Source organism: Aequorivita vladivostokensis (genome assembly GCF_000952855.1).
In the GTDB taxonomy this organism is placed as follows: domain Bacteria; phylum Bacteroidota; class Bacteroidia; order Flavobacteriales; family Flavobacteriaceae; genus Aequorivita; species Aequorivita vladivostokensis.
In genome coordinates, this window is the sequence record NZ_JSVU01000002.1 from 118,059 (window position 1) to 141,004 (window position 22,946).

The 22,946-nt window shown below is 41.1% G+C and carries 21 protein-coding genes; 18 read left to right on the top strand and 3 right to left on the bottom strand.

The window, feature by feature from the left end; all coding sequences use genetic code 11:
• Nucleotides 1-3 precede the first annotated feature (3 nt).
• Entirely contained in the window at nt 4-522 is a 519-nt protein-coding gene (locus MB09_RS03265; protein ID WP_045079765.1) for a PRC-barrel domain-containing protein, read from the top strand.
• Nucleotides 523-718: 196 nt separating this feature from the next.
• Entirely contained in the window at nt 719-2,659 is a 1,941-nt protein-coding gene (locus MB09_RS03270) for a S9 family peptidase (protein WP_045079457.1), read from the top strand.
• Nucleotides 2,660-2,665: 6 nt separating this feature from the next.
• Here MB09_RS03270 and MB09_RS03275 read toward each other — a convergent pair whose 3' ends face one another.
• Complete coding sequence (locus MB09_RS03275; protein ID WP_045079458.1) at nt 2,666-3,631, bottom strand: App1 family protein; 966 nt, start codon at nt 3,629-3,631, stop codon at nt 2,666-2,668.
• A gap of 65 nt (nt 3,632-3,696) precedes the next feature.
• Here MB09_RS03275 and MB09_RS03280 point away from each other — a divergent pair, with 65 nt between their 5' ends.
• The 3 genes from MB09_RS03280 to MB09_RS03290 all read left to right on the top strand — a co-directional run bounded on the left by MB09_RS03280 (nt 3,697) and on the right by MB09_RS03290 (nt 6,524).
• On the top strand, nt 3,697-4,599 hold the full coding sequence (locus MB09_RS03280; RefSeq protein ID WP_045079459.1) for a diacylglycerol/lipid kinase family protein: 903 nt from the start codon (nt 3,697-3,699) through the stop codon (nt 4,597-4,599).
• A gap of 9 nt (nt 4,600-4,608) precedes the next feature.
• Nucleotides 4,609-5,823, top strand: coding sequence for a bifunctional alpha/beta hydrolase/OsmC family protein (locus tag MB09_RS03285; protein WP_045079460.1), 1,215 nt, complete (start codon nt 4,609-4,611; stop codon nt 5,821-5,823).
• Nucleotides 5,824-5,921: 98 nt separating this feature from the next.
• The gene (locus MB09_RS03290; RefSeq protein ID WP_045079461.1) at nt 5,922-6,524 is read left to right on the top strand and encodes a superoxide dismutase family protein; all 603 of its coding nucleotides are present in this window, start codon (nt 5,922-5,924) and stop codon (nt 6,522-6,524) included.
• Between the two features lie 73 nt (nt 6,525-6,597).
• Here MB09_RS03290 and lpdA read toward each other — a convergent pair whose 3' ends face one another.
• The gene (gene lpdA, locus MB09_RS03295) at nt 6,598-8,001 is read right to left on the bottom strand and encodes a dihydrolipoyl dehydrogenase (protein WP_045079462.1); all 1,404 of its coding nucleotides are present in this window, start codon (nt 7,999-8,001) and stop codon (nt 6,598-6,600) included.
• Nucleotides 8,002-8,227: 226 nt separating this feature from the next.
• On the opposite strand from lpdA, the gene MB09_RS03300 reads away from it, so the two are divergent.
• From MB09_RS03300 to ribB, 13 genes are all read left to right on the top strand, one after another.
• On the top strand, nt 8,228-9,430 hold the full coding sequence (locus MB09_RS03300) for an aminotransferase class I/II-fold pyridoxal phosphate-dependent enzyme (RefSeq protein ID WP_045079463.1): 1,203 nt from the start codon (nt 8,228-8,230) through the stop codon (nt 9,428-9,430).
• An 82-nt stretch (nt 9,431-9,512) separates the two neighbouring features.
• Nucleotides 9,513-11,006 (top strand): Na+/H+ antiporter NhaC, encoded by a 1,494-nt coding sequence (gene nhaC / locus MB09_RS03305; protein ID WP_045079464.1) that lies wholly within the window; start codon nt 9,513-9,515, stop codon nt 11,004-11,006.
• A gap of 155 nt (nt 11,007-11,161) precedes the next feature.
• Nucleotides 11,162-11,797, top strand: a complete 636-nt coding sequence (locus MB09_RS03310) for a peroxiredoxin (protein WP_045079465.1) — start codon at nt 11,162-11,164, stop codon at nt 11,795-11,797.
• Nucleotides 11,798-11,800: 3 nt separating this feature from the next.
• On the top strand, nt 11,801-12,115 hold the full coding sequence (locus tag MB09_RS03315; RefSeq protein ID WP_045079466.1) for a thioredoxin family protein: 315 nt from the start codon (nt 11,801-11,803) through the stop codon (nt 12,113-12,115).
• Nucleotides 12,096-12,344: a DUF6952 family protein gene (locus MB09_RS03320; RefSeq protein ID WP_045079467.1), complete on the top strand. Its 249-nt coding sequence runs from the start codon at nt 12,096-12,098 to the stop codon at nt 12,342-12,344. Before MB09_RS03315 ends, MB09_RS03320 begins: the two co-directional genes overlap by 20 nt.
• Nucleotides 12,345-12,493: 149 nt before the next feature.
• Nucleotides 12,494-12,994 (top strand): thiol peroxidase, encoded by a 501-nt coding sequence (tpx, locus tag MB09_RS03325; protein WP_045079468.1) that lies wholly within the window; start codon nt 12,494-12,496, stop codon nt 12,992-12,994.
• A complete protein-coding gene (locus tag MB09_RS03330; RefSeq protein ID WP_045079469.1) occupies nt 12,994-13,353 on the top strand; it encodes a diacylglycerol kinase in 360 nt (119 codons plus the stop codon). The genes tpx and MB09_RS03330 overlap by 1 nt, the downstream gene beginning before the upstream one ends.
• Before the next feature lie 83 nt (nt 13,354-13,436).
• Nucleotides 13,437-14,831 (top strand): vWA domain-containing protein, encoded by a 1,395-nt coding sequence (locus MB09_RS15395; RefSeq protein ID WP_052671279.1) that lies wholly within the window; start codon nt 13,437-13,439, stop codon nt 14,829-14,831.
• A 2-nt stretch (nt 14,832-14,833) separates the two neighbouring features.
• Nucleotides 14,834-15,832, top strand: coding sequence for a hypothetical protein (locus MB09_RS03340; protein ID WP_045079470.1), 999 nt, complete (start codon nt 14,834-14,836; stop codon nt 15,830-15,832).
• A 198-nt stretch (nt 15,833-16,030) separates the two neighbouring features.
• Entirely contained in the window at nt 16,031-18,391 is a 2,361-nt protein-coding gene (locus tag MB09_RS03345; protein ID WP_045079471.1) for an FtsK/SpoIIIE family DNA translocase, read from the top strand.
• 1 nt (nt 18,392) lies between these two features.
• The gene (locus tag MB09_RS03350) at nt 18,393-19,031 is read left to right on the top strand and encodes a LolA family protein (RefSeq protein WP_045079767.1); all 639 of its coding nucleotides are present in this window, start codon (nt 18,393-18,395) and stop codon (nt 19,029-19,031) included.
• Nucleotides 19,032-19,039: 8 nt separating this feature from the next.
• On the top strand, nt 19,040-20,485 hold the full coding sequence (locus MB09_RS03355; RefSeq protein WP_052671280.1) for an LptF/LptG family permease: 1,446 nt from the start codon (nt 19,040-19,042) through the stop codon (nt 20,483-20,485).
• 74 nt (nt 20,486-20,559) lie between these two features.
• The gene (ribB, locus tag MB09_RS03360; protein WP_045079473.1) at nt 20,560-21,708 is read left to right on the top strand and encodes a 3,4-dihydroxy-2-butanone-4-phosphate synthase; all 1,149 of its coding nucleotides are present in this window, start codon (nt 20,560-20,562) and stop codon (nt 21,706-21,708) included.
• Here the strand turns inward: ribB and MB09_RS03365 are convergent.
• Complete coding sequence (locus MB09_RS03365) at nt 21,705-22,898, bottom strand: DegT/DnrJ/EryC1/StrS family aminotransferase (RefSeq protein WP_045079474.1); 1,194 nt, start codon at nt 22,896-22,898, stop codon at nt 21,705-21,707. The two genes, ribB and MB09_RS03365, sit on opposite strands and share 4 nt — an antisense overlap.
• Nucleotides 22,899-22,946: the final 48 nt, after the last annotated feature.

Sequence of the window (22,946 nt, forward strand, 5' to 3'; positions counted from 1 at the left end):
ACTATGAAAAATAAAGAAAAACATTTATATAATCTTGACGAACTATCCGACTATAAAGTGGCCAGCGACGATCCCGATGTTCGCAACTGGGAAGTACGGGATCGCGATAATCGCGTGATCGGAAAAGTAGATAGTCTTTTAGTGAACAAAACTGCCAAAAGAGTAGTATATCTAGACATAGAAGTAGATGAAACCATTATTGACGCCAAGCATGACCCTTATGCAAAATCTGATGCTGATGTTCGGGAATTCGTTAATAAGGATGGGGAAAATCACGTAATCGTACCTATTGGTATGACCAGGTTGGATAATGACAACAAAATTGTTTTCGCCCACGGAATTGACCATCGTACCTTCGCTGAGACCAAGCGTTACCGCAAAGGAGATGAGCTGAATCGCGAATACGAGGTAATCGTTTTAGATTCCTATACGCGAAACACCACTCCGGCCGACGAAAAAACTTATCAGGAAGACGATTTTTACAATCGAGATGAGTTTGACCGAGACCGATATAAAAAGTGATAAATTCAAAATTTTAAAATTTTGATTGGAACGCCTAAGCCATAAGCTTGGGCGTTTTGCTTTTATCTAAATCGTTATAATAGACGAGAAATTTTCTCTAAAAAATATAATGCGAAATATGACCGATCAATTTCTTCAGCAAAATTCAGTAGCTTTGTTTTGTAAATCAACAATATAACTTCCAAATCACATCTTTATGAAAAATTTCAGTTTAATTTTTTCGGCGATCCTTCTCTTTGTTGCTTGCAAAAACAACAAAAATGAGGAAACTAAAGAAATTGCCGAGGTAAAAACTTATTCCATAGAGCAATTTATGGGTAATGAAAACGCTTTTGCAAATGGTTTTTCGCCAGATAAATCCAAAGTCTTGATAACCAGCAATCGTTCCGGGGTATTCAATATGTATTCCGTACCTACGGAAGGCGGCGATTTTATGCCGATTACCCAATCTGATAGCGCTTCGGTGTATGGTATTTCCTATTTTCCGAATGACGATAGGATTCTCTTCCGAATGGACGGCAACGGCGATGAAATTTTTAAAATCTTCGTGAAGGATAGCACCGGCATCCAAAGACTCACGCCCGAGCAAAACGTGAGGGCGCTCTTCCAGGGCTGGGCTAAGGATGGCAAAAGCTTTTATTACAATAGCAACGAGCGCAACCCACAAATGATGGACGTTTATGAAATGGACATTGCCACCTTTAAACCCAAACTTCTTCTTAAAAATGACGACGCCATGGATTTCGGTGGAATTTCAGCGGATAAAAATTATATGTTGCTCTCCAAAGCTGTAAATACCAACGATAGTGATTTATTTCTGCTGAATCTTAAAACAAATCAAAAGACCAAGATTAACGAAACATTGAGCAAAAATTCACCCCAGGATTTTTCACCCGATGGGAAATCGTTCTACTACACTACCGATGCCGAGGGAGAATTCAGTTATCTGATGAAATACAACATTGAAGACGGCAGCAAGGAAAAGGTTTTGGAAAAGGATTGGGATATTATCGCCTTCTACTTTACCCACAACGGAAAGTATCAGGTTATGTTTACCAACGAAGACGCCAAAACAGAGATGTATGTTACCGAAGTGGCAACGGGCAAAGAATTAAATTTCCCCGAAATTGACGGGCAGGAAATAAGCGCCGCCAGTTTTTCAAGGGATGAAACTATGGCATTGTTAACGGTTGGCAGCTCGCAACTTCCCACCAATACGTATTCCTATACTATAGCAACTGGAGAATATCACAAGCTTACCGATGTTTTGAACAAGGAGATCAATCCGGATGATTTGGTAAAGGCTGAAGTAGTTCGCTTCAAATCTTTTGACGGGTTGGAAATCCCGGCAGTTTATTATCAACCCAAACAAGCGAGTGCCAACAATAAAGTGCCGGCATTGGTTTGGGTGCACGGCGGACCGGGAGGACAATCCAGGCAAAGTTTTAGCTCCCTAATTCAATATTTGGTAAACCACGGGTACTCAATCTTGGCGGTAAACAACCGCGGAAGTAGTGGCTATGGGAAATCTTTTTTCCAAATGGACGATCAAAACCACGGCGATAAGGATTTAAAGGATTGCATTGCCGGGAAAGATTGGTTGGCGAGCCAAGATGTTATCGACAAAGATAAAATTGGAATTATTGGAGGTTCCTACGGCGGTTATATGACGATGGCGGCCCTCACCTATGCGCCGGATGAATTTCAGGTGGGCGTTAATATTTTTGGTGTAACAAACTGGATACGAACCCTAAAAAGCATTCCGCCCTGGTGGGCATCGTTCAAGGATGCGCTCTATACCGAAATGGGCGACCCGAATACGGCAGATTCCATGCGGTTGAAGCAAATTTCGCCCTTGTTCCATACCGAAAACGTGATCAAACCTTTAATGGTATTGCAAGGCGCACAGGATCCGCGGGTGCTGAAAATTGAATCAGATGAAATTGTGGAAGGGGTTAAAAAGAACGGCGTTCCCGTGGAATACGTGGTTTTTGAAGATGAAGGCCACGGCTTTGTAAAAAAGGAAAACGAAATAGAAGCCTACGGAAGGATTCTTAAATTTTTGGACCATTATTTAAAAGGTGAAACGCAAACTCCCATGGATACCGGCAAAACGGAAGCAACCGAAGTTAAATAACAAAACTTAAATAATACCGATGTTTTCGGAATGTGCAATAGCCTTTTCGCTGTTGGCAAAATAGCAAGTGGAGACGCCCATGGATTCAATATTTTTTAGAATCTCTTGGGTGTTCTCCTTTTTTCGTTTTGAAGTCTGCCGAATGTAAATTGCCTTTATATTCTGCGGAAATATTTTTACAATCCGTTCATAAAGATCAGGGTCTTTCTGCGAATCATCGCCCAAAAGCACATATTCCAGTTTGGGATAAAACATGATTATATCCTTTATTTTTTCAAACTTGTGGTCGTGACTGCCCCTTCCGGTGAAAAGAAAATCAGAGATTCCCGTTTTTATCTTTTTAAGTTTTATCACGGCTTTTGGCAATTTATGGAGACGTGCAAAGGAGTCGATAAATTCATAAAGGTTCCACTCGCTGCTGGAGACATAGAAGAAGGAATTGGAAGCCGTCTCGTTCTCCTGCCCCGCCTTACTCAAGGCTTGGTAGTGCGGTACTACATCCTCAAAAACCTTTCGTTTGTTGATATTTTTCAGAAGAAGGACATATAATTTCTTTAAAAAATTTCCACTGTGCGAAACCAAAAAAGTATCGTCTATGTCTGAAATTACACCGACCTTGCTTTCAAAAGGCTTCAACAATTCAGAATTTTCTACGATGCCGTAGTCATAAAGTTCACAACTAACCTGAAACGGGTGCCAGCCGCTCTCAAGTTTTTCGGAATACGGAATGGTAAACCGAAAATATCCATCAGCCAATGTTTTGGTAGAGACCTCAATATTCTTAAATTTCAATTTCACCGGCACGTTTTCCAAAGGTTTTATGCGGAACATATGGATTACGGACACCGCATGCCGGATTCCCTTTCGGTCCAATCTGTATTTATCGGGCGCCCAGGATTTGAAGACGTGGCCAAAGACAACCAATTCCTCATCGTTTACATAGCCGCGGTACAGCTTTAAATCAAGTTTCACTAATTGAGATTTCGTTAACGGTTTAGCATTTCCAAAATAGGTATTTTTAAATTCAATTTTTACTAATGAAATCAGAAAATTATATTTTATTGGTTGTAAATCCCATAGCCGGGAGCTCCGAAAAGAAAACCATTATAGACGCTGTAAAGATTGAAGCCGTTAAACAAGGCTATCAATTCAAACTTTACCAAACCACGGGGAAAGAGGACGAAAAGGCAATAAAGTCAATTATCGAAGAATTGAAACCTGCGCGGATTATAGTCGCTGGTGGTGATGGCACGATTTCATTGGTGGCGCAGTGTGTTTTTGAAACCGAAATAATTCTCGGAATAATTCCCGCCGGCTCAGCAAACGGAATGGCCGTAAACTTTGGCCTTCCGGAGACTCTCGAAGAGCAGATAACTATCGCTTTTTCGGACTGTAAATTAAAAATAGATGCGCTTTTCATCAATGGCCAAATGTGCCTTCACATAGCCGATTTGGGCATTAACGCCGAACTGGTTAAAAATTACGAAGCCTCTGGCGTGCGGGGCAAACTCGGTTATTTCCTGCAATCTATCCCAACGCTTATAAACTCAGATTCCCCATTTCACTTTACCATTAAAACTGGCGATGAAATGGTAGAAGTTTCGGGTATTTTGCTGGCTATTGCCAATGCCAATAAGTTTGGAACCGGCGCCACCATCAATCCGCATGGCAAGGTAAACGATGGCAAGTTTGAGGTCTTGGTTTTTAAGAATTTGGATTTTATTGAAATTTTTAAAACGATGCACGACCAACCCGATATGTCTTCAGACTTTGTGCAAATAATTTCGACCGAAAAGGCAAGCATCAAGTCCCGCAAAAAAATTCCCTTCCAGATTGACGGCGAATATATGGGCGAAGTAAACGAAGTAAACGTTTCTGTGGCACAAGAAAAATTATTGATGGCTTTGCCTGAAAAATTCTGTAAATTACACTCCACCTAAAACCAAACCATGAACATCCACAAAGTTTCCTTTACCAACAAAGACGAAGAACAACTTGCAGGCCGTCTGGAGCTTCCCATAAACCAACAGCCGCACAATTTGGTGATTTTTGCGCATTGCTTTACGTGTACTAAAAATTTGACCGCCGTTAAAAACGTGGGGCGAGCCCTTACCGATTCGGGTTTTGGGGTATTAAGGTTTGATTTTACAGGATTGGGCGAAAGCGAGGGCGATTTTGAAAACACGAATTTTTCCGGTAATGTGGAAGATTTAATTGAAGCGGCAAATTTCCTAAAGAAAAATTACAAAGCCCCCACGCTTATTATCGGCCATTCCCTTGGAGGTGCGGCTGCAATCTTTGCCGCAGCCAGAATTCCGTCGATAAAAGCCGTAGCCGTTATCAATTCGCCCAGCCATCCCTCGCACGTGATGCACCTTTTGAAGGATAGTGCGCACGAAATTACCAAAAGCGGAAAGGCAAAAGTAAATTTGGGCGGCATGGATTTTACCATTAAAAAACAATTTTTGGACGACCTTGAAAATAAGCCCCTGCGTGAAGTTGTAGGCAATTTCAAAAAAGCACTGTTGATTTTGCATTCTCCCCAAGACCGGGTGGTTGGAATAAAAAATGCCGAAGAAATCTATATCGCCGCGCATCATCCCAAGAGTTTTATATCGTTGGACGGCGCCGACCATTTATTGAGCAAAAAAGAGGACTCACATTATGTGGGGGAAGTGATTGCCGGTTGGGCTTCGCGATATGTAGAAATTCCACCGGTTGAAAAAATTCAAAGCAAAAGTAAGGTTGCCGCAAGTTTAGATGGAGATAAAATGTTTACCACGCACTTAAAATTGGGCGACCATTATTTTATTGCGGATGAGCCAATCACTTTTGGCGGAAACAATTTTGGGCCTTCCCCCTATGAATTTCTTTCCGCCGGCCTCGCCGCCTGTACCGTGATGACCATACAAATGTATGCGCGAAGAAAGAAATGGGAAGTTGAAAATGTAACTTGCCACATCAACTATTCGAAAGACCACGCGGTGGATTGTGAGCATTGCGAGGAAGATTCGGCTAAAATAGACACCTTTACCCGGGAAATAAAGTTGGAAGGAAATCTTTCCGAAGAACAAAGAGCAAAGCTGCTCGAAATTGCCGATAAATGCCCCGTGCATAGAACATTGCATTCCAAAACACAGATAATTACGAAGCTAATCAAGTAAAAGGAGCAAGCTGTCAAATGCTAAGATTATTTTAAAATTTTGTATGCCCACGATTGAAATCATACCTTTAAACTAACATTAACTATAAACTATTACCAATGAAAAAACTAGGAACACTAATTGCTGCCGCTGCGATCCTCGCCTTTGTAGGCTGCAAGAATGAGAAAAAAGATATGGATTCCATGGATAATATGAATGATTCCATACAGATGAATTCTGAAAATCAAGAAGATATGAAAATGGAAGAGGCTAAAACCCTTTCCGTTATGATGGAATCAAAAAGTAAAAGTACGGCCCAAGGTGAAGCTTATTTCACTGAAGAAAATGGGATGGTAAAATTGGAAGCCAAATTTACCGGGCTAACGCCAGGTACCCACGCCATTCACCTTCACGAAAAAGCAGATTGCAGCTCAGATGACGCGACCTCTGCTGGCGGACACTGGAACCCAACACATTCCAAACACGGTAAGTGGGGCGATGCTGAAGGATATCATAAAGGTGATATAGGCAACTTTGAAGCGGATGCCGACGGTGTTGGAAAAGTATCCATGCAAACCGACGAATGGTGTATAGGCTGTGGTGATGAAACCAAGGATATTCTTGGAAAGGCAGTTATTGTACACGAAGGAAAAGACGACTTTACCACACAGCCTACCGGCGATGCTGGAGGAAGAGTAAGTTGTGGAGGAATTATAAAATAAATCTCTGATTCTATCTTATATAAAAAATGTCGGCAGATTTTGCCGACATTTTTTATTGAAATAACCTGAACTATTAGATGTGCAACGCTCTGTCATCCGTGGCGGCAAGAGCGGCTTCTTTTACTGCCTCGGCATAGGTTGGGTGGGCGTGGCTCATTCTGGCAATATCCTCGGCGCTTGCACGGAATTCCATTGCGGTAACGGCTTCAGCGATTAAATCGGCGACACGCGCGCCCACCATATGTACTCCAAGCACCTCATCGGTTTTTTTATCGGAAAGAATTTTTACAAAACCATCGGTATCACCACTTGCACGGCTTCTTCCCAAAGCGCGCATCGGGAACTGGCCGCTTTTATACTCAATCTTCGCATCTTTAAGCTGCTCCTCCGTTTTCCCAACCGAAGCAACTTCCGGCCAGGTGTAAACCACGCCGGGAATTAAATTGTAATCAATATGTGGCTTCTGCCCAGCAATAATTTCAGCGACCAAAACTCCCTCTTCTGAAGCTTTGTGCGCCAGCATTGCCCCGCGAACCACATCGCCAATGGCGTAAATGTTCTTAATATTTGTTTGCAGGTGGTCGTTAACATCAATCATTCCGCGTTCGGTGATTTTTACCCCGGCATTTTCAGCCTTCAAACCTTCCGTATAAGGCTTTCTTCCAACGGAAACCAAGCAATAATCGCCTTTGAAAGTTACTTCTTTATCATTTTTATCGGTAGCAGTAACGGTAACTTCCTTTCCTTTTTTGGAAACTGCGGAAACTTTATGCGAAACGAAGAATTTCACACCCTGTTTCTTCATCACCTTCATCAATTCCTTGCTTTGTGCAGAATCCATCGTTGGGATAATTCGGTCCATATATTCCACTACGGAAACCTCAGCACCCAAACGATGATAAACCTGACCAAGTTCCAAACCAATCACACCACCGCCAATAACGATAAGGTGTTTTGGAACCTCTTTCATATTTAAAGCTTCGGTTGAAGTGATAATTCGGTCCTTATCCAATTTTATAAAAGGAAGGGATGCAGGTTTGCTTCCCGTAGCGATAATCGTATTTTTTGCTTCAATGGTTTCAGTTTTCTCGCCGTTGGTTATTTCAATATGGGTGGCATCCTTAAAAGCGCCCATTCCAGTGAAAACGTCAATCTTGTTTTTATCCATCAAAAACGCAATCCCTTTGGTGGTTTGATCCACAACCGAAGCTTTGCGCTCTATCATTTTTTTCAAATTCAATTTTATATCGCCAGAAATTTCAATTCCATGCTCTTCAAAATGTTTCATGGCATCTTCATAATGATGTGAAGAATCCAACAAAGCCTTGCTGGGAATACAACCCACGTTTAGACAAGTTCCGCCCAAAACATCGTATTTTTCAATGATTGCGGTTTTCATCCCTAACTGGGCGCAACGGATAGCCGCCACATAACCGCCGGGCCCCGAACCTATTACTGCTACATCATATTTGCTCATAAAGTGTGTTTTTTAATGAAGTGGCAAAGGTACGATAACTGGATAATAGTTTAAAAGTTTAGGAGTTTAAAAGTTTCAGGTTTTGAAGTTTTGGGGAGTGGCTCTTGGTCTGCATCCATTATCGACAAAAATTGACTCGAGATTATAGAATTTGGAATTTGGGATTTAATATTTGACCACTCCTTTAAATTTTTGCAAATTTGCCGTACAACCTAAAACAATTATCATGGCTTTTAAACCAGCAGACAAAATTCAGGATTTACAATACTTTGGCGAATTTGGGGGCGTTAATCCTTCCATTTCAGATTCTTCCACCTATACCTTCCTTTCCGCGAAAACGATGTTCGATACTTTTGAAGGTAATGCGGACGGCTGTTACTTATATTCACGCCACTCTACCCCATCCAATCTTTATCTTGGCCAAGCCTTGGCAGCAATGGAAGGCACCGAGACCGCAAACGTTGCCGCGAGCGGAATGGGCGCAATTACCCCAGCAATTCTTCAACTTTGCAAAGCGGGAGACCACATAGTTTCCAGCCGAACCATTTACGGGGGAACTTATGCTTTCTTAAAAAACTTTGCTCCGCAATTGAATATTGAAACCTCTTTTGTTGATATTACAAATTTGGAGCAAGTTGAAAATTCAATTTCTGAAAACACAAAAATTATTTACTGCGAAACCGTGAGCAATCCACTTTTGGAAATAGCCGATATTGAAGCGCTTTCCAAAATTGCGAAAAAGCACGGCCTGCAATTGTTGGTTGACAATACTTTTTCGCCATTGAGCATTTCTCCTGCAAAGTTGGGCGCCGATGTGGTTTTGCACAGCTTGACAAAATTCATTAACGGAAGCAGCGACACCATGGGCGGCGTAACCTGCGGCACTCAAGAATTTATTGATAGCCTCCGAAACGTGAACGATGGCGCAAATATGCTGCTTGGCCCCGCAATGGACAGTCTTCGGGCAGCTTCTATTTTAAAAAATTTACGAACGCTTCACATTCGAATAAAACAGCACAGTGAGAATGCCTTGTTTTTAGCTGAAAAATTTGAGGCCGATGGTTTAAAAACGGTTTATCCGGGATTGAAATCGCATAACGGCCACGAGCTTTTCAAAAAAATGATGAACGAGGAATACGGTTTTGGCGGAATGTTGACCATTGACGTAGGCGGAATTGATAAAGCCAACGAATTGATGGAATTGATGCAGGAACGCAATTTAGGGTACTTGGCCGTGAGCCTTGGTTTTTACAAAACCCTTTTCAGCGCGCCGGGTTCTTCAACTTCCTCTGAAATTCCCGAAGAGGAACAAAAGGAAATGGGACTTAGCGATGGGCTGATACGTTTCAGTATAGGTCTGGACAACGATATTGAGCGCACCTATAAGATGATGCGGGAATGTATGGTGCAAGTTGGAATCAACATGTAGGCGCGCGATTAATCGCGCGCCTACGATATTTGTTTAATAATATACAAAATCGTAACATTACAATCCATTTTAAAATTTCCCAATGCAAAGTCAAGACATTAAGCCCACCGACCCAAAGGACGATAAAATAGTTGAAAACGTAGAACTGAATATTTGGGAGGCGCTTATCCCGGTCTTTGCACTTATCGGGATGCTCTTTTACAATGTTTTCTATGCCTATGGTGATGACGCACTGAGCGGAAGTAACCAATTCATTCTCTTAATGGGAGGTGCCGTGGCGGCCATTGTGGGTTTTTTCAACAAGGTGAAATTTGACCAAATGCTGGAGGAAGTGGCGATCAACATAAAATCGACCGCAGGGGCTATTTTAATTTTATTATTGGTAGGGGCATTAGCCGGAACTTGGCTTATTAGCGGCATTATCCCAACGATGATCTATTACGGTCTTCAGATTTTAAACCCGACCATATTTTTGGCCTCCTGTGTAATTATCTGTGCCATTATTTCGGTAGCAACAGGCAGCAGTTGGACTACCTCGGCCACCGTGGGAATTGCCCTCGTTGGTATTGCCAATGCGCTGGATATTTCAATCGGGATGACGGCCGGGGCCATTCTTTCGGGAGCTTATTTTGGCGATAAGATTTCTCCCTTGAGTGATACCACAAACCTTGCGCCTGCTATGGCCGGTACAGATTTGTTCACACATATTAGGTATATGCTTTATACAACAGTACCAACCTTAGCCGTTACCTTAATCGTATTTATAATCATTGGGCTAAATATTGACACTTCCGGCACTGCCGATACCCATCTCATTTTGGAAGCCGTTGAAAAATCGATTAACGTAAGTCCTTGGCTTTTTGCGGTACCCATAGTTGTAATTTTTCTGATCGTCAAGAAAACCGCTCCGCTAATAGCCTTACTCATAGGAACGCTTTTAGGTGCAGTTGCGGCATTAATATTTCAACCGGATATTGTCGCTTCTATCGGAGGAGGCTCTTCCCTTACCTTTGAAAATGGCTATAAAGGAATAATGAACGCAATAACTGTAGATAGCGCCATTCCTACAGAAAATGAAGCTTTAAAGGATCTCTTCTCCGCAGGGGGTATGTCTGGAATGTTAAACACTATTTGGCTTATATTATGCGCAATGGTTTTTGGTGGAATTATGGACGCCATTGGTGCATTAGCGGCAATCAGCAAGGCTTTACTGAAATTGTTTCACACAACCTTCGGGCTTTTTGCTAGTACTGTAGCCAGTTGTCTCGCGCTAAACCTTACAGCCAGCGATCAATACCTTGCAATCGTGGTTCCCGGTAAAATGTACGCCAAAGCCTTTAGGGACAAAGGTTTGGCTCCCGAAAACCTATCCCGAACTTTGGAAGATTCGGGAACAGTAACCTCTGTTTTGGTGCCTTGGAACACTTGTGGCGCATACCACAGTGGTGTATTGGGGGTTGATACGCTTCACTATGCGGGCTACGCCATCTTTAATTGGTTAAGTCCATTTATGACCTTGCTTTTTGCAGCTTTTAGAATTAAGATCAGGGAGTTAGCTACTCCGGCAAAAGCATAACTATTTTTTTGATAGTAATTTTCTATTGTTAAAAAATTAACCTATTGCCAAAATCTATGGTTTTATAGATTAATACATTTGCTTCCTCCCCTTTATCCATAAGGACTTTTTATCTTTGCAATAGAAAATTATTAACCTTAAAAATATTTAAAACTATGTCATTAGTAGGAAAAACTTTCCCCAACATTTCAGTTGATGCAATGAATGAAATGGGCGATACATTCAAGCTTAATGTGCTTGAGGAAGCCAAAAAGAATAAGAAAAAAGTATTGCTTTTTTGGTATCCTAAAGATTTCACCTTTGTTTGCCCAACCGAAATCCATTCTTTTCAAGAAGCACTTTCAAAATTTGAAGACCGAAACACAATGGTTATTGGTGCATCCTGCGATACCCCTGAGGTACATTTCGCTTGGTTGAACACCCCAAAGGACAACGGCGGAATTGAAGGTGTAACTTACCCATTGCTTGCAGATACAAACCGCAACCTTTCAAATGCCCTTGGAATTCTTGATATTACCAATGAGCGTTATGATGAGGAAACTGGCTTATTGATGGTTGACGGGGACAACGTAACCTATCGCGCAACTTATTTGATTGACGAAGAAGGAAAAATTTTCCACGAAAGTGTGAACGATATGCCTTTGGGAAGAAATGTAAACGAGTTCATTAGATTGGTAGATGCTTACACCCACGTACAGGAAAAAGGTGAAGTATGCCCAGCAAACTGGGAAGAAGGAAAAGAAGCAATGATTGCCAACCGTGAAGGTGTTGCAACTTACTTAAGAAACTAAATTATGGTACTTGAATTAAAAGACGATAGCCTACAACAACTTGTAGCGGAAGAGAAGGACGTAATAGTCCAGTTTTCGGCGAGCTGGTGCGGCAATTGCAGATTGATGAAGCCAAAATTTAAAAAATTGGCTTCGGAAACTGAGGATTACAAATTCGTTTTGGTTGATGCCGAAAAATTCCCAGAAAGTAGAAAAATGGCGAATGTGGACAATTTACCAACCTTCGCAAGTTTTAAAAACGGCGAATTGGTAAACCAGGTACAAACCAACAAGTTTGAACTTTTAAAAGATCTTGTAGATGAAGTTGCCCGTAATTAGACATATTCAGCGAAACAATTCCACGGCACAGATAGAAAATTGTATCGAAGTTTTGGAATCGTATAGCGAATACAGTCGAATAACCGAAGAAGAGATGGATATCATTGGCGAACTTATCACCAATCTTTGCGGAGCGGTGGAAGTCCACAAAATGATTGAGGACGGCATGCCCGAGCGTGATGCGGCAAATGCTTTTGCCCAAAAAGTCTTGGGTTCGATAGACCGATAGATTTATGATTAATATTTGATTGGAATCCCTTTTGTAAAATTGTTGCAAAAGGGATTTCTTTTTTTGGGGAATCAATTCTTTAAGAACTTGTTTGCATTTTAAGCAAAACCGAATATGTATCTTTAGGCTTCACTTTAAAAAACTATAATATGGCAACCATAAAATTAGGCGGAAACAATATTGAAACATCTGGCACTCTCCCAAAAGTGGGCGATACAGCTCCAGATTTCAATTTAACGGCACAGGACTTGAGTTCAAAAAAATTATCAGATTTCAAAGGCTCCCGTGTTATCATGAATATTTTTCCGAGTATTGATACAAATGTTTGTGCAACCTCTGTGCGCAAATTCAATGAAAAGGCTACTGGATTGAAAAACACCAAAGTGCTTTGTATCTCAAAAGATCTTCCTTTTGCGCAAAAGCGTTTTGTGAGCGACGAAAAAATTAACAACGTTACCAATTTATCAGATTTCCGCGATGGAAACTTCGGAAAAAACTATGGAGTAGAAATGACAAGTGGCGCGCTGCGCGGCCTACATTCAAGGGCGGTATTGGTATTGGACGAAAACGGAAAAGTAATCCACAGTCAGCAAGTACCGGAAATTGGTGAAGAGCCTGATTATCTTTCGGCCTTAAAACCACTGCTATAATGTGGAATTCATATTTAGGAAAGCGCCTAAAAGGATGCGGTTACGCATTCAAGGGCGCTTTGCTATTATTACGCCACGAGGCAAGCATCCAAGTTCAGGCGGTAATCGGTATCATTATGACCGTTGCGGGATTTTACTTTGAAATCTCCGCCGCGGAATGGATGCTGCAAATTTTCGCAATCGGTTTGGTAATGAGTATTGAGGGACTTAATACCGCAGCCGAGGAAATTGCCGATTTTGTGCACCCCGACTTTCACAACAAAATAGGTTTTATAAAGGATGTGGCAGCGGGAGCCGTATTCTTTGCCGCAATTACCGCAGTTATCATTGGTTGCATCATTTATATTCCGAAATTTTAAATCTACAATGAAATTTACAAAAGGTTGATATACAGATAATTATATATTTTTTATATCTTTAAGGTCAACCAACCAATTTCATTATGAAGCAATTAGCCACAATTTTGTGTCTACTGCTGTTTTCAATTCAGCTTTCTGCACAATCCGAAGCCCCTTCTCCCATTATTTTTATTTATGACGCCAGTGGCTCCATGTGGGGCCAAATGCAAGGCAAGACCAAGATGGAAATAGCCACTGAGGTTCTTTCAACTACGGTGAATAAGCTTCCCCCAAACCAAAACGTGGGCCTTGTTGCCTACGGCCATCGGAAAAAGGGAGATTGCAAAGATGTGGAAACTTTGGTTTCCATGGAAAATAGTTCAAAAGGTGAAATAAACTCTTCCTTAAAAAAGATAAAGCCCTTGGGAATGACTCCCTTGGCATACGCTGCTTCACAAGTAATTGACGGACTTCGAAAATCAAAGAAAAAAGCAACCATTATTTTAATAACGGATGGCATTGAATCCTGCAACGGCAATATCGGCGAGGTAGTAACAGCTGCCAAAAAAGAAGGGATTGATTTTAGATTGCACATTGTGGGCTTCGGCTTAAAAGCAAACGAAACCGAACAACTTAGGTGCGTCGCAAATGCGGGAGAGGGAAAATATTACGATGCTGCAGATGCCAGTGGACTAAGTGATGTAATGAATGATGCCACTGCGGAAACCGTTGATAAGCCAAAAGGAAATGTTTCGGTGTATGCCGTTAAAAACGGCGTAGCAATAGATGCTTGGGTGAAAGCGTACGATGTTGTTGCAAAACGCGCTCCCATAAGCGTTCGAACATATAAGGATACTGCCTATTTCTACTTACCTCCCAGCAAATACAATTTTGGGGTTACTCCACTTGAAGGTAGCGATGTAAAAATGGTTTCCGTGGAAGGGATACAAAGTTTTGAAGATAAAATAACACATAAAACCATCAGTTTTGACGGTGGAAAAATAGATGTCACCACCACAAATAACGGTAAAAACTGGGACTGTATGGTCAAGGTTTTGGACGTAAACGGAAAAACCGTAGCCTCTCTCCGAACCTATAACGAACCTAAGGAAGTAGAAGTAAATCCAGGGATTTATAAAGTTTCAATACAGGCATTGGGCGATATGAAAGGACTTGAAACATCCACCGAAATTGAAAACGTAAAAGTTGAAGCTAGTGGAATTAAACCTATATCGCACAATTTTACCACAGGCACCGCTTTTATTGATGCGAAAGCAGATGGAAACTCCATAGACAGTGTAGTTACAATTGATGAAAGCCTTTCTGGTAAAAATGTTGCAGGAGGCAGGACCTATAGCCGTGGCAAAGAATTTTTATTGAATCCCGGAACCTATAAAGTAAAAGTGGCACCCCTTGGAAATTATAAAGATCGCAAAACACAAATTGTAACCGTAGAAGTGAAAAAAGGGGAAGCAATTACCAAAACCTTAAACTTTTAAGGATGAAAAAACTTCTGAAACCTTCCAGTATTGGCTTTTACATCCTGATGCTTTTAGGGTGTTTTATAATTGGGCTTTATTTTGCTGGCGCTATTGATGCCGGTAAAAATCAAGGACTCGCGGGGGGTGCAATAGTTGTGGGCTATGGAGTACTTTTTGCGGGAGTGGGGTTTATTGCCTCCTTTTTTATAGCCTATTATGTTGCTACGAAATTGCTTGTTAAAATAAACGTTTTTTTATTAATCCTTTTGCTGGCCGCGATAGGCTATAAATATCTTGAGTTTCAGCAGCGAGATAAACTTGAAAAGGAAGAAAGTGAAAAATTTGACCCTCCATCTACTACTCCAACCCCGCAAACAGAACCATTGGGAATGGCAAAGCTATATTCCCGTCACATTAATGACGGGGTTCCCCAAAAAATCTTGAATGAAGAAAACAGCCAAATGGGAATGGGCTTTTTTTCACCCAATTATTACGAAAGCCCTACGCTGTATTTCTACGTAAATCTCAATCTCGAAAAATCATTGATGGACCACGCTCCCTATGACAGTATCACATTTAAACGATATAAATTTAACCAATTTGAAATTGCCACCGCTCCCCCATTTTTGGTGCCAGAATATTTAAAATTGGATTATGATAGGCTAAATTTTAAAGTGATGAGTGTAAGCGAAGATTTTATTGAAGTAGTAGTAAATAAAACCAACGGTCAAACTTCTTATGTAGATAGGCGTGCCGGACGATTAATATACTGGCCCGAATTTCTTTTAAGTATGCACTCGGTTGAATTTTTACCCTATTCAAAAGAAAAAGTGCATGAGCGCTCCTTTGAAAATTCCGGCAAGGTAAACACGCCTCACCAATTTATGAGAGCCGTTCAAATTAAAGGTGTTTGGATGAAAGTTTTACTCTTAAATGGCGATTTTAAAACCGTTGCAAATGGTTGGATTCAATGGAAACGTGAGGGTAAACTTTTAATAATGTATAATTTGCTGAGCTAAGTTTTTATCACGTTAACCTACTTTCTGTCAGAAAGTTTAAAGGACGAACTTTTATTCTCTTATATACTTTTAGGCGTTCCCAACGTTAAGAGTATTGAACCTTTTCACTTGAAATTTAAAATTTGAATTTGTTTTTTATAATTTCAAATTTTCCTCATTGATATTTGTATTTTTGCTGAAAAGACAACCGTTCCATTAATGGCCAAAAAGAAAAAATCAACAACTAAAACACCCCGTAAAAAAATAAGCTTTTCGCTGTCCAAACAACAGAAAATACTTTTAGGTAGCTTTTTGTTTTTGTTGGGATTGGCACTGTTGTTTTCTTTTGTTTCCTACTTTTTTACTTGGCAGGCAGACCAAAGCGAAATTGGTGTTTTGGCAGAACGCGAATTGCAAACCAAAAATTGGCTCAACAAGTTTGGAGCCAACGTGGCGCACTTCTTCATTTATGACGGTTTCGGGATTTCAGCCTTTATTTTTGCCTTTTTGGTAACCTTAACGGGAATTTATTATTTTTTCGACTATGCCAAAAAACAGTTGACTAAGTTTTGGTTTTGGGGCTTGCTTTTAATGCTTTGGATTTCAGTTTTCTTTGGTTTTTTTGGAGAAAAAACAACACTTTTCAGCGGTATCATCGGTTTTGAAACCAACGACCTCATGCAGGATTATTTAGGTTTGGTTGGCGCTATGCTGGTAATGATTTTTATATTGATTGTCTATTTGGTAGTTCGATTAAAGCTTACGCCCGAAATGGCAATCGATGCTTTTAAAAGCTCCAAAAAACAAATTGCTTCAGAGTTTGTTTCCGATGAAAATAAAACTGACCACAAAACCTCAACTGTAAACAGTGAAATTGAAGATGAAGACGAAGAGGATATTCCAGAACCTTTTATTGAAGAAAAGGTAAGCCCTCCACCTGCCCCACCAGTAGAAAAAATCATCCTCAAATCTGATGTGGAAGGCGATGTGGAAATGGAAGTGGAACAGGCTGCCGACGAAGAGGAAATAGAAAACCTGAGTGATAAACTTGTAAAGGATTTTGGGGAATTTGACCCAAAACTGGAACTGAGCAATTACAAATTTCCTAGCATCGAGCTCCTGCGCGACCATACCGTGGGCGCTGCGATAACCATCGATCAAGAGGAGCTTGAGGAAAACAAAAACCGAATTGTTGAAACGCTCAGCAATTATAAAATAGGCATCGCAAACATAAAGGCAACCGTTGGGCCAACAGTAACCCTTTACGAGATTGTGCCCGATGCAGGTATCCGTATTTCAAAAATCAAAAACCTTGAGGACGATATTGCACTATCACTTTCGGCTTTGGGTATCCGTATTATAGCGCCTATTCCCGGTCGTGGTACTATTGGGATTGAGGTGCCGAATAAAAATGCAAAAATTGTTTCCATGCGTTCGGTGATTGCTTCGGCTAAATTTCAAAATGCCGAAATGGAACTGCCCATCGCCTTTGGAAAAACAATAAGCAATGAAACCTTTGTGGTAGATCTGGCTAAAATGCCGCACATGCTAATGGCTGGCGCCACTGGGCAAGGAAAATCGGTTGGGCTGAATGCTGTATTGACCTCTCTTTTATACAAAAAACACCCTGCGGAAGTGAAATTCGTTTTGGTAGATCCAAAGAAAGTGGAACTGACGCTTTTCAACAAAATTGAACGTCATTATTTAGCAAAATTGCCCGACACCGAAGAAGCTATTATTACAGATACCGCAAAGGTTATCAACACATTGAACTCCCTTTGTATTGAAATGGACGCCCGTTACGACTTGCTGAAGGATGCCATGGTGCGCAACATAAAGGAATACAACACAAAATTCAAAAACCGAAAACTGAACCCCAACGAAGGACATCGGTTTTTGCCCTACATTGTTTTGGTAATTGATGAATTTGCCGATTTGATTATGACCGCGGGAAAAGAAGTGGAAACGCCCATTGCACGTTTGGCGCAGCTTGCGCGGGCAATCGGAATCCATTTGATTATTGCCACGCAACGGCCCTCGGTAAACGTAATTACGGGTATCATCAAAGCTAACTTTCCGGCCCGTATTGCCTTTCGGGTTACCAGTAAAATTGATTCCCGGACCATTTTGGACAATTCGGGTGCAGACCAGCTAATTGGCCGTGGTGACATGCTTTACACGCAGGGCAATGAGTTAACACGTATTCAGTGCGCATTTGTTGATACGCCCGAAGTAGCAGATATTACGGAATTTATCGGTTCACAAAAAGCATATCCCGATGCACATTTGCTGCCAGAATATGAGGGTGAGGAAGGTGGCACAACTCTTGATATTGACATAGAGGAACGCGACAAACTTTTCCGTGAAGCTGCAGAAGTATTGGTAATTGCACAGCAAGGTTCCGCATCTCTGTTACAGCGAAAGTTGAAACTGGGATACAATCGGGCTGGAAGAATTATCGATCAAATGGAAGCGGCAGGTATTGTGGGCCCCTTTGAGGGCAGCAAGGCACGGCAAGTCTTGGTTCCAACAATAGATGCGTTAAACCAACTTTTAGATAATGAACAAAATGACAATTAAAATGCAAAAATTAGGTATTCTTTTAATCGCTCTTTTTATCACTACTTTTTCTCAGGCACAGGATGCAAAGACACTTTTGAAAGAGGTTTCAGCAAAAGCAAAGAGCTACGATAACATTTCAATCGATTTTAAGTATAATTTGAATAATTCCAAGGAAAACGTAAACCAAGAAACCCGTGGCGATGTTACGCTACAGGGCGATAAATATGTTTTGAACATGCTTGGAACGACCCGAATTTTTGACGGAAAAAATATTTACACCATAGTTCCCGAAGATGAAGAAGTAACCATTTCGGCTTATAATCCAAAGGATGACAAGGAAATTACCCCTTCAAAAATGTTGACTTTTTACGAAAAGGGCTATACCTATAAAATGGACATTGAGCAAAATGTGAAGGGCAGAAAAATTCAGTATATAAAGCTTATACCAATTGACTCAAAAGCTGAAATAAAAGACATTCTGTTGGGTATTGATGTACAAACGAAGCATATTTACAAGCTGATTCAAACCGATGACAAGGGCACAAAATATACCCTTACCGTAAATTCATTTAAAACAAACCAACCGGTTTCCAAAACCTTGTTTACTTTTGACGAGGCCAAATATAAGAAAGACGGTTACTACATAAATAAGCTATAGCAGCATAAGTGAAAATACTGGATAGGTACATATTGGTTACATATTTGAAGACGTTCTTGAGCGTCTTCATTATTTTAATGTTCATATTTGTGCTGCAGACCATCTGGCTCTACATTTCCGAACTTGCCGGAAAAGACTTGGATGTTTGGATTGTGCTGAAGTTTCTTTGGTATGTTTCCCCCCGACTGATTCCCTTGGTGCTTCCACTTACTATTTTGGTGACTTCGTTAATGGTGTTTGGAAGTTTTGCGGAAAAATATGAATTTGCCGCGATGAAATCGACGGGAATTTCCTTGCAACGCGCTATGGGTAGCGTTATCGGTTTTATCATCGTACTTTCCATAACCGCTTTCTTTTTCGCAAACAATGTTATCCCCTATTCCGAATATAAATGGCAGAACCTGCGGCGGAATATTTCGCAGTTTCAGCCTTCCATGGTTATTTCTGAGGGGCAGTTCAGCCAAATTGGTGATATGTTCAACATAAAGGTGGAAAAGAAAACTGGCGATCGCGACCAATTTTTGGAAGACGTGGTTATTCATAAAAAAAATGAAACAAAACCCAACGGAAATTATACCGTAATAATTGCAAACAACGGGGAGCTAGCCAGTGAAGAAGGCAGCAATACACTTTCGCTAATTTTAAAGGAGGGAAATTATTACGAGGAAATCCAGACCAAAAATCCGGGGAAACAAAAAGGCGAACCCTTTGCAAAAAGCTATTTTGACGAATATTCCATCAATATTGACCTTACTGAACTGAACAATAAGGACATTGATAAGGAGAACAATCTCAATAATCAAAACATGTATAACATCAGCGAATTACGTGTGGAGATTGATTCGCTTTCAGAGAGTTATTCCACCGATATCCAGTCTTACACCAAGAATATGTACTATCGCAGCGGTGTAGAAAAATTTAAGGAAAATAAAATTAGTGATTCTGCAAAACCTCCCGCAATAAGCTCCATTCTTGAAATTTATAATCCAGCCCATCAATTGCAAATTGTAAAACTTGCACTAAACAATGCCAAAGGAACCCTACAAACCGTGGATGCAAAAAAGGTAGAATTTAAAAATAAAACCAAAAGACTGAACAAAACCGAAATAGCATTGCACGAAAAATATGCTTTGGGCATTGCTTGTATTATTTTGTTTTTTGTGGGGGCACCGCTTGGTGCCATCATTAGAAAAGGTGGAATGGGCTTGCCTATGGTTGTAGCAATTCTACTATTTTTAACCTACCACTTTATCGGTATTTTTGCCAAAAACAGTGCAGAGGATGGCACAATGCACCCTTTTATCGCTACTTGGCTAAGTACTGCGATTATGCTTCCTTTGAGTATTTGGCTCACCTACCGCGCAACCACAGACCAAGGTATTTTTGATTTTGATTCATTTATGCAGCGTATTGGGCGCTTGTTTGGAATAAAAAGAAAAAAGAAGTCTGAATAGGAATACTATAATCCAAAATCTCTTTTAACCAATTACAGCCCACATTTTATATCTTTGCACACATATTTAAAGCTATGATTTCCACAGAAAAAGAAAATTCCGTAAAACTCAACACTATTGAAGAAGCCATTGAAGATATTCGCAATGGAAAGATAATTATTGTAGTTGATGATGAAAACCGGGAAAATGAAGGAGATTTTATTGCCGCCGCCGAAATGGTGACGCCAGAAATGATCAATTTTATGGCAACCCACGGAAGGGGGCTTATTTGTGCGCCTTTAACCGAGGATAGATGCAATGCCCTCGACTTGAATATGATGGTGGAAAACAACACCGTATTGCACCACACCCAATTTACCGTTTCGGTAGATTTGATTGGTCACGGTTGTACCACGGGCATTTCGGTTCACGACCGCTCAAAAACCATTAAAGCCCTAGTTGATGAAAACACAAAAGCCAGCGATTTGGGTAGACCGGGACATATATTTCCGCTTCGTGCAAAGCAGGGCGGCGTGTTAAGACGGACCGGACATACCGAGGCCGCAATCGATCTGGCGCGTTTGGCAGGGTTGAAACCTGCGGGTATTTTGGTTGAAATTTTAAATGAAGATGGTACGATGGCGCGCCTTCCAGAATTGATGAAGGTTGCCAAGAAGTTTGATTTGAAACTCATTTCCATCGAAGATTTGGTAAAATACCGAATGGAAAATGATTCCTTGATTGAAAAAAAGGAAGACTTCAAAATAAATACAAAATTTGGGGATTTCAGGCTTCGCGCTTACAAACAGACCACAAACGACCAAATTCACATCGCGCTTACAAAAGGTTCGTGGAAAGAAAATGAACCTGTGTTGGTTCGTGTAAATGCAACCTTGGTAAATGGCGACATTTTGGGAACGCTCACCAACAACGCCGAACAGAAATTGGATGATATGTTCAACGTAATCAACGGGGAAGGGAAAGGCGCTATTGTTTTCATAAACCAGCAGAGCCAATCGCTAAATCTCTTAAACCGTTTAAAAGAGCTGAAAGAAGCCCAAAAACCAAACGAAATTGCCAAAGCTCCGCGTATTGAAATGGACAGCAAGGATTTTGGGATTGGAGCCCAAATTCTTCACGATTTGGGAATCCATAAAATCCGCCTTATTTCAAACAGCGAGCAGACCAAGCGTGTTGGGATGATAGGCTATGGTTTGGAAATTACAGAGTATGTAAACTACTAAAAGACTGAGGCAATCGCGTTTTTCATAGCTTCTGCCCTATCCCTTACCTGCTTTTCGGACCAACCAATCTTTATAAGTGAAGAAATGGTCCTGCCCATAACGGCATCACTTTTTGAAAAATCGGTATTGTTCAGATCCTGCATTTGCTTTTTCAGTTCAGAAGGAAGATTTCCTAAAGATTTCAGATTTCGCAAATGTTCCCAACCGTTTATATAATGCCAGTTGTTGGTGTACCAATAAAAACAGGCATCTACGCCATTCTCTGATAAAGCTTTATGGGCCTTTTTAGCTAATTCTTCCGTAGGAAGGAAAAAATTCAAAAACGAATAGTTTTCCTCACCGCCTTCGGGAACCGTTCGGAAAGTTACCCCATCTACGGTTTCCAATGCTTCGCGAAGAATCGTATAATTTTCCTTTTGAGTCCTTAAAATTCCATCCAGTTTGCCCAATTGCGCCAAACCGACAGCGGCATTCAATTCGGAAATTCTATAATTATATCCCATAAAAGGGTGGCTTTCCACGCCGCGGTCCTTCCCAACATGGTCGTGTCCGTGGTCTTGGTAATGGTCTGCGTGTTTTGCGAATTCTGCATTGTTGGTAATTATCGCACCGCCTTCGCCACAGGTAATGGTCTTTACATAATCAAATGAAAAACAGCCCAAGTGGCCGTAGCTGCCCAATGGTTTCCCTTTATATGTACCGCCGGGAGCTTGACAGGCATCCTCCAAAAGAATTAAGTTATACTTTTCGCAAATTGCCTTTAGGGCATCCAAATCTGCCATCGAGCCGCACATGTGTACTGGCATTACACATTTGGTTTTTGAAGTGATTGCAGCTTCCACGGCTTTGGGGTCAAGAGTAAGGGTGTCGTCAATATCCACCAAAATAGGAACCGCTCCCAAGGCCAAAATAGATTCAAAACTCGCCACGAAGGTGAAGGTGGGCATAATAACCTCATCGCCCGCACCGATGCCAGCCGAGGCCAGAGCAACCGTTAAGGCCGCCGTTCCGCTGGAAACCAATTGGCAATATTCAGTGCCCATTCTTTTGGCGAAGGCGGTCTCAAACTCTTTGGCCTTCCAATGGTTGTTGCGCATACCGTCAAAGCCGTAGCGCATCAATACGCCTGTTTCCAACACTTCGTTTACCTGCTTGCGCTCTTCGGCGCCAAAAATTTCAAATCCGGGCATAATTTTTTTTGTTTCAGTTTTATTTATGTAAGCACTAATATCAAAGGT